Here is a 15,568-nt window from a genome sequence, read left to right as displayed (position 1 = left end):
TTTATCAAAATTATTAGTTTTAATTAACGTATAAACGAGAACTTGTAAAAGGTACTCTTGCAATTATCAATGAAATTCACCCATATGAAACACCTATGATTTATATTATCCCGCTTTTAAATGAAAATTTTCGAGCAAGTATAAAGTGAATGATTAGGAGGAATACAAAATGAAAAGTAAATTCCATCATATTGTACGAGCTATCATGATAAAAGATGAAAAATTACTAGTTGCTGAATACATAGGCCATCACTATTTTTTACCCGGTGGTCATGTTGAAATTGGCGAATCAGCAGAGAATGCACTAATAAGAGAGTTACGAGAAGAACTTGGAGTAACTTACAGTATAAAACAATTTTTAGGCGTCATAGAAAATCAATGGCAAGCCAAAGAAACCCTCCACCATGAAATTAACCACATTTTTGAAATAGATTCAAATGAGTTAAAATCCGATTTCACTCCAATATCTAAAGAGTCCCATTTAGCATTTCACTGGATTGATTTTAATAAAGAAAATATAAATTCCTATACAATAATGCCGACACCTTCAGTAAAAGAATTACTAGAAAAAAAATTAAGTGATGAACTATTAACTTGCTGGATTAGTAATTTTTAATTGTCTCTATTTATATTAATTCCGTCCACTAAAAGAATATAAAGAAAATAGGCTCATAAACAAGGTACATCACCTAGTGTAAAGTCATATTTTGTTGATGTACGCATTTAGTCTATAGCCTTATTTCTACTTTATTTTTAAAAGTAAATAAACTCGAAAATTTGGACGGAATTTACATTTGTAAATGGAGGGTTTCATAATGAATGAGTTTCAACAAGAACTACAAGCGTTAAACCTTAATGCTTATCAACCTGGTAATGTTGTGTATTGGGATCAGCAACAAAATCAATATCCATATTACTACATTCAAGACGATGCACGTCGTTGTGGCGGATGCGGTGGCGGCGGACGTTGTGGCGGTTGTGGTGGTCGCTGTGGTGGTTGTGGCGGCGGACGTTGTGGCGGTTGCGTAGGTTGTGTAGGCTGTGTTGGTTGTTTCAGCTGTTCTAATTGCTGGAACTGGTGGTTTATTTAAGTATTATAGATCTATAATATTTCACATGAAAGAAAAGTGCAGATGCAAAGTTATAATGTATTGAAACTTTTCTTTCATGCTGTTATTTTTATATGTTTTAGGGGGATATTTATTTGTACAAATATGAAAAATTAATTTCATGGGTAGAAAGCATTAAAGAGACCAATCAAAGTTCTGCGGCAGCACTTTGTATTATTAAAGATAATAAGATTGTACTAGAGCATTATAGTGGAACGCATTCAAATACTCCTACTAGTAAAAAAGTAACTATATCTTCACAATTCAATGTCGCTTCCGCAAGAAAAAGCTATTTAGGATTAATGGTAGCTTATGCAGTTTATGAGGGGAAAATAAAATCTCTTGATGACGAGGCTGTAAATTATTTTAAAGAATATGATCCTTCATTACTTGGAAAGACAACGATAAGACATTTAGTAACTCATTCACACGGTTTAAATGAAACCGATGATGGGACAGCTTTTCGTGAATTTGAGCCGGGACAAGCTTGGGCGTACAGAGATATTAATGTAAGAATGGTGACGCAGCTTATTTATCAACTGTATAATAAGAGTTTTCCTGAACTATTAAAGGAGCGTGTATTCACACCTGCTGATTTCAAAAAAACTGGATGGAGAATAAAACAAGATGATAATTTAGTTAAGGTTGTTGTAAACCCAGATGAAGATGCAATAAGTAGTGTTGGTGCAGTAGATGATGGCTCCGAGAAAAATCTTTTTGTCTCTGCGAGAGAATTTGCATTTTGGGGTAACCTTCATTTAAATAAAGGGTTTTTAAATGGTAAACAAATTGTGCCAAAAGAAGTTATAGCACTTGCTACGAGCTTACAAAGTCCAGAGTATACAAATAAAGAACTACCTCAAAACGGGTTGTTTTGGTTCGTTCAAAATGAACCTGCTTTATTTAGCGAACTTGGTGAGCGAGTTCCTAAAGGTTCCTATCAAATATTAGGAATTACAGGACCAACGATATTAGTCATTCCAGAATATAATGTCGTCGTTGCTAAAATGTACAATAAAAGATACAACTATGGTGGGGATAATTATTTATATTATTTACGTGAATTTAGCAATTTAGTCGCTGATACATTTAGTAGCAGTAAAAATACTATGGTTAGGGTATAACTACTCCTATAATAAAAAGGAGTGAACTTTAATGAAAAATGAAGTGAATAAAAATAAAAAGCAAAATATAAAGGATGTAAACACAGAACAAAACGCGATTTATAGCGATCCGAAAGATGCAGCTAATATGCAAACTGTACCGCAGCCGAAAGACTTTGAGGAAATTGAATATTAATTTTCTCTCCGACTTATTTATGAAAGAAAAATACGTCTTAAGTCTCATCACTTTCAGCAAATTATTTGATAACATATATACATAAGCATTCGAAAATGTCTTATCTTAACAAAGCTTTCTTTAAATGCTGTATATAACCTACAAAAAGGCACTTCTTGATGAAGTGTCTTTTTGTGTAAGCTAACTCAATTTCCATTTTCCGTACAGTATCTTGCAATTTATCATGGATATACTAACTGTGAAAATTCATGTCATGATAAAAGAAGGGGACAGTTAGCATGAAACAAACATCTATAAATCCATTGCTAATTGTTCTAGGTACAATCATTGTTCAAATTGGCCTAGGAACAATTTACACATGGAGTTTATTTAATCAACCCCTTGTAAGTAAGTTTGGATGGAACCTCAATTCAGTCGCGATCACGTTCTCAATTACGAGTTTTTCTTTATCATTCTCAACTCTATTTGCAGGAAAGCTACAACAAAAATTTGGACTTCGTAAACTTATCGCTACTGCAGGAATTGTTTTAGGACTCGGTTTAATACTTAGTTCACAAGTTTCCTCATTACCATTACTTTATTTATTAGCCGGTGTTGTCGTTGGATACGCTGATGGAACAGCATATATTACATCACTATCTAATTTAATTAAATGGTTTCCAAACCGTAAAGGACTTATTTCTGGTATATCTGTTTCGGCATATGGAATGGGAAGCTTAATCTTTAGATATGTAAACGGAAATCTTATCAACAGTCTTGGAGTATCACAAGCATTTTTATATTGGGGTATTATCGTCTTACTATTAGTGTTGATAGGATCATTCTTCTTACGTGAAGCAATTGTAAGTAACACTGCAACTGAAACATTACACAATGATTATACGCCGCGTGAAATGATGAAAACGAAACAAGTATATCTCTTATTTTTCATGTTATTCACATCATGTATGGGCGGACTGTATTTAATCGGTATGGTAAAAGACATCGGGGTGCAGCTCGTTGGTCTTAGTGCAGCGACGGCCGCTAATGCCGTCGCAATGATTGCAATCTTTAATACAATAGGTAGAATTATTCTTGGAACGTTATCAGATAAAATAGGTCGATTAAAAATCGTCTCGGCTACATTTATTATTATTGGATTATCCGTCTTCACTTTAAGTTTTATTCCACTAAATTACGGAATTTATTTTGCTTGTGTAGCAAGTGTTGCCTTTTGCTTTGGTGGTAACATCACTATCTTCCCAGCAATTGTGGGAGACTTCTTCGGATTAAAAAATCACAGTACAAACTACGGGATTGTTTACCAAGGTTTCGGATTTGGTGCACTTGCAGGATCATTCATTGGAGCACTACTTGGCGGATTTCAGCCAACCTTCATTACAATCGGTGTTCTATGTGTTATATCTTTCGTTATCTCTATAGTAATCCGCCCTCCAAATGCAGAAAAGAAGAAGGAAATCAAATCGTTAAATCGAAAAATAGCTTAATGCTAAGAAAGAGTCCTTATACTAGGGCTCTTTTGCTTTACAAAAAAATGTATAAACAATGAATGACATTCAAAAAATCTAATTTTTTCCCTGTACTTATTTCATAATCTAACATTAAAGAAGATAGGAAATTCCGATTATTAAATTGAATAAATAATGTAAAGGGGCGTGATAGTTAAAATGCAAATAGTAAAGCAATGGGTACAAGAAGATAGTGATTACATAAGAGAAAAAGTAATTGAATATAACCAAAAACAACTTTCAAATGAAGAAAAAACACCTTCAGAAAAGATTAGTTTTATAGTGAAGAATGAAAAAGAAGAAATAGTAGGAGGGATAACGGCAATCACATTTTGGCACCATGTATATGTTGACTTCCTATGGGTTTCTGAAGAATACAGGCATGAAGGTTATGGAAGCAATTTAATGAATCTTATTGAAGAATTTGCAATAAAAAAAGAATGTAGGCTAATCAAATTAGATACTTTTAGTTTCCAAGCCCCTAATTTTTATAAGAAGCATGGATATAAAGTGATAGGGGTAAGTGAAGATTATCCTAAAGGGCATAATCATTACTATTTAGAAAAAAGGTTATAAATGAATCATTAAAGAGTGTATTATGATTAATCTTTTTCAAAATATGCTCTTTTCTTTTGTGTGTCTATGAACACGATATCGTTTCGTATTAGTTATTTACTCAAATTACTTTTTATGAATCAAAACAATTTAATGATAGAATAAAATAAAGACAGAAAATTTTCACCATTCAAGGGGGTTACATATGAAAAAAGTAAATGTTACATACGCACTTCTATATGATGAAACTCATGAAAAGCTATTAATGGTTAAAAACAAAGGGGAAAATGGTTCTTATTACACTTTACCAGGTGGAGCAGTTAAATTCGGGGAAACGTTAGAAGAGGCAGCAATTCGTGAAGTGAAAGAAGAAACAGGGCTAGACATATCCGTAAAAGGGGTTTGTTCCATTAGTGAAGCCTTTTTTGAGGAGAGAGGACATCATGCAATCTTCTTTAATTTTTTAGGAGAAATAACCGGAGGGGAAATCTGTATATCACGGCCAAAAGAGATTGAGGAGATTACCTGGATGGAATTAGATTCAGCAGAACCTTATTTACGTATACCAGAACACTTAAAAAGCCTTTTACAAAAGAAAGAAACAGTTCCTTATATTTTTAATGGAACTATTATTCATCAATCTTCATAAAGATAGTATTTCATGTAAGGCGGGGGAAAAATGGAGTTTATCGTTAATCACAAACAATTTACACAAGCTCTTTCAGAAGTAAGTAAAGCTATCTCAACAAAAACTTTAATTCCTATATTATCCGGAATAAAGATAACAGCAGATCAATCTGGAATTACTTTAATCGCAAGTAATTCGAATATTTTCATTGAAAAATTTATACCTATTTCAATTGAAGACGAACAAATTACAACTATTTTAAAAGCAGGAAGTATTGTTGTACCAGCAAAGTATTTCATTGAAATTATTAAGAAAATGCCAAGTGAGATTTTAATAAAAAGTATGAATGAGCAGTTGATTACAATTCAATCAGATGAAATTACTTTAAACTTAAATGGACTCTCGGCAAATGAATTTCCTAATGTACCATTTTTAGACTCACATACAGAAATACAAGTAGAAACGGAACAGCTGATTGAGGTATTCAAACAAACTGTCTTTGCAACTGCTAAAAATGAATCTAGACCAGTTCTTACTGGCGTACATTTCGTTATTGATCATAACAAATTAATTTGTGCTGCTACTGATTCGCACAGACTGGCTTTACGTGAAATACCCATTTCTTCACATGCGAAATTAAATTGCATTGTACCAAGTTCCACTATTAGTGAACTACTAAAATTAATGAGCAGTAATTCAAATTTAGTATACATATATCTTTCAGAGAGTCACATTATTTTTAAATTCGGTACAATTACGTTGTATTCAAGGCTTATTGAAGGGAAATATCCTAATATATCCGGCCTAATTCCAAATGAATCCCAAACGATTATTAATATAGATAGAAAAAAGATTTTACAAGGTGTAGATCGGTCAAGTTTATTGGCTAGTGAATGGGCAAACAACAACGTTAACTTAGAAATCATCGACGAATGCACAATACAAATTTCTTCCAACGCTTCTCAAATTGGTAAAATATCCGAGACACAACAAATAGATGCGATTCACGGAGAAAAGCAATTAAATATATCTTTCGACGGACGATATATGGTCGATACTTTAAAAGCAATAAAAGAAGATAGAGTTACTTTAAGTTTTGGCGGTTCCATGAGACCGATATTAATTGAAGCAGGTGAACAATCTGCAGCAGTATATTTAATATCGCCTGTTAGAACTTATTGAGAACAAAGGAAGGAATTAAATTATGTACAAGCACACTTTATGTTTTATAAAAAGAAATGAAGAAATACTTATGCTAAATAGAGAATATGATCCTGTAAAAGGATTATGGAATGGTGTAGGAGGGAAGATAGAAAAAGGAGAAACACCGTTAGAAAATGCAATTCGTGAAATAAAAGAAGAAACAAATATAGATGTTGAACAAAATCAAATTCAATTTAAAGGCATTATTAAATGGGAGGATTCCTCATATTCTGGTGGCATGTATGTCTATTTAGTAAAGCTACTTAATGAATTTACATATCACACTCCAAAAAAAGTCTCAGAAGGAATTCTAGATTGGAAAGAGGTATCTTGGATTCTAAGTGACTATAATTACGGCGTAGGAGAGATGATGCCTAAATTTTTAACTGAAGTACTTTATAATGAATTAATATTAGAGCACTCTTGCGTTTTATCAAATCATAAATTAGTAGAGTATAAGAATAAAGAATTAGCTAAGCAGACCAGCCCAATAGATTCAATACATAAATTAGTGTAAGCAGTAACAGAAAATAGCTAATGTAGTCGAAGTGAAACTAAAGATAAAATTTAACGTGAGGGAGAGTATTTTAAATAGCAGGAAAGCAAATATAGTAAAGTAGTAATTAGGGGAGATTAGTATGTAATAGAAGGAGGAGCTCATGAAAAAAGGAAATCAATTATTTTGGATATATATAACTAGTATTACTTTTATAATACCTTTAATTATTTACTTAGCATTGGCAGCCTCTAGCGAAAAAGATACTCTTACTCAAGTGAAAAAAGCTCCCAATATCCCATCGGCTATTCAAGATTCAAACGATATGGAAGACCCTACAGGATATTGGACAACAGAAAAGATGAAAAATGCAATTCCAGTAGATAAAACAAAGAATTTTAATAGATGAGTCATAAATGAATAAAAAGCGAACCATCAATATTAAATTGGTTCGCTTTTTATTATACTTACACTTCTCGCCACCAAGCAGCCGTAGGATAATCTTTAGATTGTAACGTAATAGCTTCACCGATTTGTGGCGTTGCAATATTAACCCCTAAACGATTTGCTTCTTTCGTAACACGTTCAATTGGATCACTCCATTCATGTAATGCTAGCGTAAAAGCACCCCAATGAATAGGAACAAGCAATTCTCCTTTAACGTCAATATGAGCTTGTACTGTTTCTTCTGGCAACATATGAATAGCAGACCATCTCGTATCGTACTGCCCGCATTCCATTAAAGTAAGATCGAATGGACCATATTTCTCACCAATTTCCTTAAAGTGAGGCGCATAACCGCTATCACCGCTAAAGAAGACTTTAGTTTCTTGACCAAGAATAAGCCATGAACACCATAAAGAACGATCTTTATCTGTCATACTTCGTCCAGAGAAATGCCTTGCAGGAGCGCAAACTAACTTAATATTATCAAACGTAATTTCATCCCACCAATTATGTTCACTAATTTTATTAGGTGAAACACCCCATTTAATAAGATAACGCGCAACTCCAATCGGGACATAAAAATGCTTCGCATAATCTTTTAACCGCATAATACTTTTGTAATTTAAATGATCATAGTGATTATGAGAAATGATAATCGCATCAATTTCTTGAAGTTCATCATGTTCTAAAGAAAAAGCACCACTATACCGCTTACTATTAAACACAGGAAATGGGGAAGAGGCATCTCCAAACATAGGGTCTAATAACAATTTTTTACCTTCTATTTTCAAAAGAGAAGCAGAGTGCCCAAACCATGTCACACTCTCTAAAGATTCATTATTTTTATTCGATAAAACAATAGGTAAATTCTTTACAGGACGTAGCTTTGTTTTCATTTTAAAGTAATCAGTCATTAAACCGATAATATCTTTCGGATTAAAACTTACATCAGTCGGAATTTGATTCATATATTTCTTTTTCATTAGTTCTCCTTTTTACGTTTAACAATATACGTATGTTGTTATTGTAGCTAATTGTAGTTTAAACGAAATCATTTTACCTTTCATCTTAAATGCAGTACATTTCATAAATTCTTCAAATTTATTATTTATATATAAAAAATAGAATTCATTTAGCAGCAGCTAAAACTAATATTATGTATTTGTGAATTGTTTTGTTTAAGTACATTCTTTCTTATAAACAACAAAGACCGTATGTTTCTTTATATGTTATAGAAGCAGATAGGTAACTAATTATCCACAGGAAGGAGAGTCTATAAATGCTAGAAGAAAGAAAAAAGAAGTCTAAATGTAAACTATTAAATAGCAATAATTAAATAAAGAATTCTAGATAACCTTAGTATAGGTATCAACATAGCTATACTAAGGTTTTTTATTTGAAATCATTAAAGGATACTAATTTTTATTTATAGAACATAGTAAATACATAGGTTTTACAATTAAATTACTAAAAAAGAAGGTATTTTAAAATGCTTGCTAATTATACTCCGGAGAAAATACTTAAAACAACTTATGAGACAAAAATGATTTCATAAGTTGACAATTATCCAACTTTAAAAATAAGCGGAACAAACCTTCAATATTTACTTGTAATGCTCCATCTGGGCATAGAATCAAATACTATAAAAACGAAGCTAAATTGGACTAACGAGGAATTCGAAAAACAAATGCACGCATTAGAACTAGGAGGTTTATTGAATGAGACAGAAGGGAGTTACTATCCAACATGTATGGTTATAACAGCTAATGAAGGAGAAAAACTGTATAACCTATGTGAGCCTCTAATTAAAACTGCACTTAACATAATTGAAAAGCATTCTAATCAAATTGATGCTATGTCTAAAAGAATCGAGACATTTAATCATTTACCTAAAGAATCGTATAGTCTTTTACTATATAGTGGTGTGTTATTAGATTTTGGACAAATAATTAACATTGAGGAAAACTATTTAGAAACAGAACGGCCTTTGAGAAACAATAAAAGATATTATTATGCGATTATAGAACAAGAACAAACAGACAAAGAGTCCTTTGGAATGTATGGTAATACGTATTTGGATTTAGGAGAATATCAAATTGGTCTTTATGGAAACACTCGATATACAACTTTGAATTTAATAACTGCGAATAAAGAAACGTTTGAAGAAAATTTCACGATGCTATTACTGATATTAATTATACAAAAAACAATTAGTTAAAAATTTTGTAGCAGTAGATAGACAAGTAGACTTAAATTCAAATGTATTATACGAAAAATTAGGCTTATATAAAAATTCGCAATGAATTATCCCAGTGTTTAAAGCTAAAGATTTATCTATACTTAACGAAATCGCGAACACAATCAGTAAAGATTTGATCTTATTATGTAAAGAAAATGAGAAACCTTTAAAAGAATACTTTGCAAGCAGCAGATACGCAAAAGAAATAACTTACGAAGAATTTTTTATTTGGTGGTATCACTTTTTCTATACAAAAATAACTGAAGAATTAATAAAACAAGGCATAATTAGTATCAGCACTCAAGAAAATCAAACATATATAATCTATTAAATACCTAATTTTATAAATATAAGCAGCGTATTATAACTCCACATATGTAGCAGAAGGATATGTGAAAAATCATTTGTAAAATAGATATTCATCTAAAATCAAACATGAAGAAAATACGATATAAATAGGGGAGATGCACCTTGCAAAAGAAATTTATCAACCCGGAAACTATGCCAGCAACTTTTGGATACTCACATATTGTTGAGGTTAGTAACGCTACACGGACAATTTACATATCAGGACAAGTAGCGATTAATGTTGATGGTCATATAGTTGGGCATGGAGATTTAGGTACACAAACGCGCCAAGTATTTGAAAATATTAAAGTAGCATTAGAAGCTTCAGAATTAAATTTTAATGATGTAGTAAAATTAACATTTTTCTTAACAGATATTTCTCAAATGGCCATTGTTAGATGTGTTCGAGATCAATACATTGATACTAAGAATCCACCAGCAAGTTCAGCTGTAGAAGTTAGAAAGTTAATTAACGATAACTTATTAATTGAAATCGAAGCAATTGCTGTAGCAAACTAATTTTAAAAACTTATTCTTAATCATGTCAACGCAATTCGTTCACTTTAAACGAATTGCGTTTTTTATTAACTAAAATATAAATTATACACGGAAACATTCTTATCAATAACACAACATAAATAACTTAAATAACTTAAAAAACAAATAACCACACAATCTACAACACATTATGAACCAAATTAAAAAGGGGAGCCTAACAACCATAACTAATATATAATAGGTTTATTACTTTTTACTAGTTAACATAATATATATTATACGAAGTTATATAGAGTAAGTGTTTATCTGTATCAAAAACCAAGTAAACTATACTTAATGAGACGAAACGGGGATTTTTAATGAGATTCACATAAAATCTTATCTAAATGAATTTCTACAGTTTTTATCGTTTATTTTGCTATAAATTAATCACAGCAAATCTTAATCGATTAATTATCGTTTAACGAATCAAAAATAATTTTGATTAGCACGGAATTTTTTTTATGCGAAATAAATTTTTCTATACAAATGATAAATTTCATTTTATGTTTTGCTTTATAGATTTATTGCTAATTACATATGTTTTATTATTTTATATTTTTGTTGTTATTTCTTTTATTTACGCTTGACTTTCATTGTATTCTTCATTCTAGTTAACATAACGTTTATTTTTAACGTAAAAAAATCCTCCTCACCTTCAGGAAGATTTCTTTTGCTAGCTAGTAATCCATTTATCTATTTTTAGTAACAATCCCAATTGTAAATAACATTGGAAAAATCTAGATTTAATAAATCGTCTTTCTTTATAAAGAAATTAGCAACACCAGAATCTCCCCACATAATATTTAATGAATCATCTGTATCGATTTGCAGCAATAATATATCATGTTGCTGGTATTTTTCTTCCCATTCCCTTGGATCTGTCTGTGTGAAAAATGGATAACCACCAATTTTATGCCCTTGATCTTTACATAAATCATCATACAGTTCGCCTAATTCTGTATTATTTTCTTCATCAACAATTTCTTCCCAATCAATTTCCTCACTAAACATCTTTTCAAATCGATAATCCCTTGATGTTACGGGCTGATAACCCAATTCAAACTTTAATTTCGCTGCTTCAGGTATGATAAAGTCCTCTAATCCTGAAGTGTTTAAATAACTAAAATCAGTAATAACCTTATTTAAATCTTCTATAATTGTAGAATGATAAATAATTCGAAAGTCTTTTTGGATTGTTGGATGATCAAAATCTGCTCCGTAAAGCTCATCTTCAGCACTTACGAAAAACTGTAGCATACCCTTTTGAGGCATATATTCAACATGCGGCATTTCTTCAAAGTTTAGCTGCGCAAGTAACATCATAGGTTGTCCATTTGAATCTTTAGGATGCTCTTGATTTATAGGTACATACGGATAGCCACCAAACTTACTTTCAAAAAGAGTTGTTTCTGCTTGCGTTCCAGACACTTTAATATACGGTTTCACACTTTCTTCTAAAATACTACGATACTGCTCTAGTTCTTTCGGAATTTGAAGTTGATACGTATTCTTCATTACATTTGCCTCCCCTTAATAATGAATTGAAAATGCCCTACTTAATTATATAGCAACAGATAACTTCATTGAAAATCGTTAAATATCCGTTTTAACCCTCATTTTTTGCGCACTTGGCGGACAAAGTAAATTATGTTCTGAGACCTTTTTATTAATAGTTGTAATTAACATAGCTGCTTCTACATTATCCGTTAGTTCTTTTAAATTTTCTTTTAGATGATCTATTTCCTTTGAAAGTTCAATCCACCTAGGCAAAACATGATTATTTTTCAAAGTTCTATAAAGTTGCTTGTCAGGATTATACGAAAGATTTTTATCAAGATTAAGAGGTTTCCCTTTCCCAGGTAAATCATTAAACGCTCCTGTCTTTTCTGCCTGTTTAACGATAGAGCTAATATGATCCTCATACGTGAACGACCAAACTTTTTCATCTTTAACTAAAATTTCTTGTTTTTTAAGTTTTTTATCTAGCTCATCTTGATTCATAGATTCTCTCTCCTTTTTATTTTATAGTGTGGTTTTTGTATGTTTTAATGCTTTCAACCCATCAAATAACTTTTCTCGCCACCAAACACCGTCATGACCGCCTTGAAACTCTTCATAAGTAATTCGGTATCCTTTTTCTTTTAAAGCTTTATACAGGCGTCTATTAGCCGTTAAAAGAGGTTTGTTTTCAAGTTCTCCTGCTGCTATGTAAAAATGAGGTTGACTCGTATTAGAATCTATAGATGAAATTTGATTTTCAATCCAAGGAATTTGATTTTCATAACCATCCTTTTTCCAATGCACGGATCCAGACATTGACAACACGTTTCCGAAAACATGTGGATTTTGAAGCGCTGCATAAAAAGCTGCTAAGCCACCAAGACTGAAACCAGCAATTGTTGTATGATTCTTTTCTTGATATACGTGATACCTAGCTTGAATCCATGGAAGTAGTTCCTCCGTTAAAAATGTATTCATTTTATCGTTATAAGTTAGCTCTTCTAGTCGATCAACGGGTTCTATTGCAACAGCAATACAAGATGGGATTTCTTTTTCGTATATTAAATAATTGAGTGTTCTTGCGATTGAAAGGTTATTAATGAATGAATTCCCATCAAACACAATGAGAAGTTCTTGAAGATGTGAAGTGTGAGAATAGTCATGAGGCGTATAAATATAAATTTTACGTGTGTCATTTAAAATCGTACTATGAAAAGAATATGTTTCAATTTTTCCAGATGGATAATGATCTGAAGGAAAACGACTGCTATACTGTACTTCCATTCCTATGTTTAACACAGACGCTTTATTGGCATCTTCTCCAAATGTATTTTTATTAAATCGATCTAGTTGGTACTTTTCACTGCGCTTTATCCAATCATTTTCGAAAAAATCGTTTACTGAAAAATAGTACGTTGAAATAAAACTCTCATCCGTCCTAAACGTTACATACCAAATATCTGTCTGTAACAACCGTTGTAGTTGATTTACAGACAGATCCCAACCAGGAAAACTACCGAATACATAAACGTTTTCAGTTTTTTGATCCCCTAACCATATATACGTTATAAGCTTATACTGATTTTCTACAGGACATTGTTCTATTAGTGGCGTATTATTTGACTTTATTTCATGCAAAAAAGTATAAATTGCTTTCTCGTTTCCTTTTTTTAATTGATTATTAAGCTCCTCTAACTTAGGACTAATTATTGAAGTCACCCATCTGCCTCCTTTGTATTTCTTTCTTTTCACTAGATTGCTTTTATAAAATTTAGGATTAGTATGTTATGTATTTAGATGAGTTATTTATTTAGAAGGTTTATCAATTGCCTGAATAGAAAGTTCCAACGCTTTTATTCTTCTTTCTAAAAGTGTTCTTTGAGGACTACCAGCCTTAGACTTATCATAGGCTCTCTCAATTGATGGAAGCAAACCAGCAAGGATATTACGAGCTTCTGCTAACTCTTCTTGGCTATACCGATGACTTTCTTGATTCCACACGTTCTCTAACACTGCTAGCCCTATACAAACGGCTTTAAGCCTTTTTTTCACTAAGGTAGTATTTGCTCCCTTTTGAGTCATCTGTGAAAAAGCATTTTCAAGTTTACGAATTGTCGATTGTAAAGATTTTATTGATTCCAATTTATCTATATTTGACACGTTTTCCATGTTACTATTGTTCCTCCTGGCTTAACTTATTTAATACTGGATATAATAAGTACTTGATTTCACTCGAAATATTTTATCATAAATAACTAACTATATTCGAATTGGATAATGGATTAAAGGAAAACGGTATCTAAACGCCTCTCCCTCCTTTACATCATTCTATATGTACTTCTTTCTTCGTATTAGAATCCCTATATAAACAAGGTATTAAAATTGTATTTTTTATGAACAAAAAAACGCACAAGCAGCATAACTTGTACGTTTTTATTTTTATTCAGTAAGATAATACAGTAATAGTTTCCGGGCCTTCTCATAATTCATGAAATCTCTATACAAAATGGGATACTTCACAATTTCTGTTTCTATAAAACGATATTGCGGAAACCATTCAAAAAACGATTTCTTTAGCCACTTTATTTGATCAAACACAATCTCCTTTTCGTTGTTATTAAGTATGTAACTTAAAGTACCTGCTGTATGCATCCAATAATAATTTAAATCAGCGCTTATGCAATCATCTTCTGTAAACATATTATTAAAATCTTTTCGTATTTTTCGAAGGTCACAATTCGGAAACGGTTTAAGCAGCGGACTATGCATTTTCTGCAATTCATTAAAAATAACCTTTTTACCTAATAGCAACTTTCCACCCCTTTATTTCTCTATCCAATTTAATAATTTTTCATAATGATATTGAGCATCTGTATAGCCGAGATTATATAGGTTAACAAGTTTCTCTTTATTTCTTTCTATTCCGCTTATAGGAAGCTGTGCGCTTGGCTGAATTACATAAAAATTATCTTTTTGTTCGTTGTGATTCATATAAGATACAGTTTCATTATAAAAACGATAATGTTCTACTAAATGCTCTGCGATTTTTGGATATCTTCTATATAAAATTTTAGCTAGTCCAGAAAATTTATTACGCTGCTTCTCGTATCCTTCTGGCTTTGTCATTATAACAACGTTTTTTAAATAACCATCATTTTGCGCTTTAAAAACTGGAATAGGATCTATAATCCCTCCATCTAACAATTTTCGATTATCATATTCTACAGCAGGTGCTATAAACGGCACAGAGCTTGATGCACGAATAATTTTTAAAATATCATTTCCATGTTCTGTTTTATTATAATAAACTGCCTGTCCTGATTCACAATCAGTCGTTCCGATTACAAACTGTTCATTTGAATTTAGGAATGTTTGAAAATCAAACGGTACAATTTTGTTTGGTACTTCATCAAATAAAAAATCCATTCCAAATAATTCACGTTTTTGAATTAAGTTTCGATAAGATATATACCTGTGATCTGCTACTAGCTCTGTATTCACTTTTTTATTTCTTCCTTTTTGACGTGACAAATATGTTGCTCCCATACACGCTCCGGCGGATACACCGACTACATACGGAAAGAATAAGTCCCTTTCCATAAAATATTCGAGTACTCCTGCAGTATATAATCCTTTCATTCCGCCGCCTTCTAATACTAAACCGATATTTTTCATGCTATATCCCTCTACTTCTGT

18 protein-coding genes and 1 pseudogene are annotated in these 15,568 nt (G+C 31.7%); 12 read left to right on the top strand and 7 right to left on the bottom strand.

The genetic code is table 11. The features are described 5' to 3' along the window. The first annotated feature begins 169 nt into the window (after window positions 1–169). The 10 genes from MHH59_RS13105 to MHH59_RS13060 all read left to right on the top strand — a co-directional run bounded on the left by MHH59_RS13105 (window position 170) and on the right by MHH59_RS13060 (window position 7,207). Window positions 170–616 carry an NUDIX domain-containing protein gene (locus tag MHH59_RS13105; RefSeq protein ID WP_000836819.1) on the top strand — a complete coding sequence of 149 codons (447 nt, stop codon included), beginning with the start codon at window positions 170–172 and terminating at the stop codon, window positions 614–616. 199 nt (window positions 617–815) lie between these two features. Then, a complete protein-coding gene (locus MHH59_RS13100) occupies window positions 816–1,091 on the top strand; it encodes a heterocycloanthracin/sonorensin family bacteriocin (RefSeq protein ID WP_001001869.1) in 276 nt (91 codons plus the stop codon). A 113-nt stretch (window positions 1,092–1,204) separates the two neighbouring features. Beyond that, window positions 1,205–2,233 (top strand): serine hydrolase domain-containing protein, encoded by a 1,029-nt coding sequence (locus tag MHH59_RS13095; RefSeq protein WP_002127614.1) that lies wholly within the window; start codon window positions 1,205–1,207, stop codon window positions 2,231–2,233. Window positions 2,234–2,264: 31 nt separating this feature from the next. Further along, window positions 2,265–2,408 (top strand): hypothetical protein, encoded by a 144-nt coding sequence (locus MHH59_RS13090; RefSeq protein WP_002013225.1) that lies wholly within the window; start codon window positions 2,265–2,267, stop codon window positions 2,406–2,408. A 278-nt stretch (window positions 2,409–2,686) separates the two neighbouring features. Then, window positions 2,687–3,895 (top strand): L-lactate MFS transporter, encoded by a 1,209-nt coding sequence (locus MHH59_RS13085; protein WP_078179189.1) that lies wholly within the window; start codon window positions 2,687–2,689, stop codon window positions 3,893–3,895. A 180-nt stretch (window positions 3,896–4,075) separates the two neighbouring features. Further along, entirely contained in the window at window positions 4,076–4,492 is a 417-nt protein-coding gene (locus tag MHH59_RS13080) for a GNAT family N-acetyltransferase (protein ID WP_002085307.1), read from the top strand. Between the two features lie 184 nt (window positions 4,493–4,676). Then, a complete protein-coding gene (locus tag MHH59_RS13075) occupies window positions 4,677–5,120 on the top strand; it encodes an NUDIX hydrolase (RefSeq protein WP_002085308.1) in 444 nt (147 codons plus the stop codon). Between the two features lie 30 nt (window positions 5,121–5,150). Next, the gene (gene dnaN, locus MHH59_RS13070) at window positions 5,151–6,281 is read left to right on the top strand and encodes a DNA polymerase III subunit beta (RefSeq protein ID WP_002127610.1); all 1,131 of its coding nucleotides are present in this window, start codon (window positions 5,151–5,153) and stop codon (window positions 6,279–6,281) included. A 22-nt stretch (window positions 6,282–6,303) separates the two neighbouring features. After that, window positions 6,304–6,819, top strand: coding sequence for an NUDIX hydrolase (locus tag MHH59_RS13065; protein WP_340851379.1), 516 nt, complete (start codon window positions 6,304–6,306; stop codon window positions 6,817–6,819). 142 nt (window positions 6,820–6,961) lie between these two features. After that, window positions 6,962–7,207, top strand: a complete 246-nt coding sequence (locus tag MHH59_RS13060) for a hypothetical protein (RefSeq protein ID WP_340851377.1) — start codon at window positions 6,962–6,964, stop codon at window positions 7,205–7,207. Window positions 7,208–7,265: 58 nt separating this feature from the next. Here the strand turns inward: MHH59_RS13060 and MHH59_RS13055 are convergent, their stop codons facing one another. Further along, entirely contained in the window at window positions 7,266–8,228 is a 963-nt protein-coding gene (locus tag MHH59_RS13055; RefSeq protein WP_002127606.1) for an MBL fold metallo-hydrolase, read from the bottom strand. 629 nt (window positions 8,229–8,857) lie between these two features. Between MHH59_RS13055 and MHH59_RS13050 the strand changes: the two are divergent. Next, window positions 8,858–9,815: pseudogene (locus tag MHH59_RS13050) on the top strand (hypothetical protein). Window positions 9,816–9,955: 140 nt separating this feature from the next. Continuing rightward, entirely contained in the window at window positions 9,956–10,351 is a 396-nt protein-coding gene (locus MHH59_RS13045; RefSeq protein ID WP_340851375.1) for a RidA family protein, read from the top strand. A 720-nt stretch (window positions 10,352–11,071) separates the two neighbouring features. Here MHH59_RS13045 and MHH59_RS13040 read toward each other — a convergent pair. The 6 genes from MHH59_RS13040 to MHH59_RS13015 all read right to left on the bottom strand — a co-directional run bounded on the left by MHH59_RS13040 (window position 11,072) and on the right by MHH59_RS13015 (window position 15,547). After that, complete coding sequence (locus MHH59_RS13040) at window positions 11,072–11,887, bottom strand: YwqG family protein (RefSeq protein WP_340851373.1); 816 nt, start codon at window positions 11,885–11,887, stop codon at window positions 11,072–11,074. A gap of 78 nt (window positions 11,888–11,965) precedes the next feature. Beyond that, complete coding sequence (locus MHH59_RS13035; RefSeq protein ID WP_003189604.1) at window positions 11,966–12,373, bottom strand: DnaJ family domain-containing protein; 408 nt, start codon at window positions 12,371–12,373, stop codon at window positions 11,966–11,968. A 21-nt stretch (window positions 12,374–12,394) separates the two neighbouring features. Further along, window positions 12,395–13,591: an alpha/beta hydrolase-fold protein gene (locus MHH59_RS13030; RefSeq protein WP_340851370.1), complete on the bottom strand. Its 1,197-nt coding sequence runs from the start codon at window positions 13,589–13,591 to the stop codon at window positions 12,395–12,397. Between the two features lie 87 nt (window positions 13,592–13,678). Continuing rightward, window positions 13,679–14,041: a hypothetical protein gene (locus MHH59_RS13025; RefSeq protein ID WP_002127600.1), complete on the bottom strand. Its 363-nt coding sequence runs from the start codon at window positions 14,039–14,041 to the stop codon at window positions 13,679–13,681. Between the two features lie 270 nt (window positions 14,042–14,311). After that, window positions 14,312–14,683, bottom strand: coding sequence for a YxiJ-like family protein (locus tag MHH59_RS13020; RefSeq protein ID WP_002127599.1), 372 nt, complete (start codon window positions 14,681–14,683; stop codon window positions 14,312–14,314). Window positions 14,684–14,695: 12 nt separating this feature from the next. Beyond that, on the bottom strand, window positions 14,696–15,547 hold the full coding sequence (locus MHH59_RS13015) for a patatin-like phospholipase family protein (protein WP_002013252.1): 852 nt from the start codon (window positions 15,545–15,547) through the stop codon (window positions 14,696–14,698). Window positions 15,548–15,568: the final 21 nt, after the last annotated feature.

The organism is Bacillus sp. FSL E2-0195 (assembly GCF_038003645.1).
Lineage (GTDB): Bacteria > Bacillota > Bacilli > Bacillales > Bacillaceae_G > Bacillus_A > Bacillus_A mycoides.
Note: the sequence above shows the minus strand (reverse complement) of the source record. Positions and strands in the feature narration are given on the sequence as shown.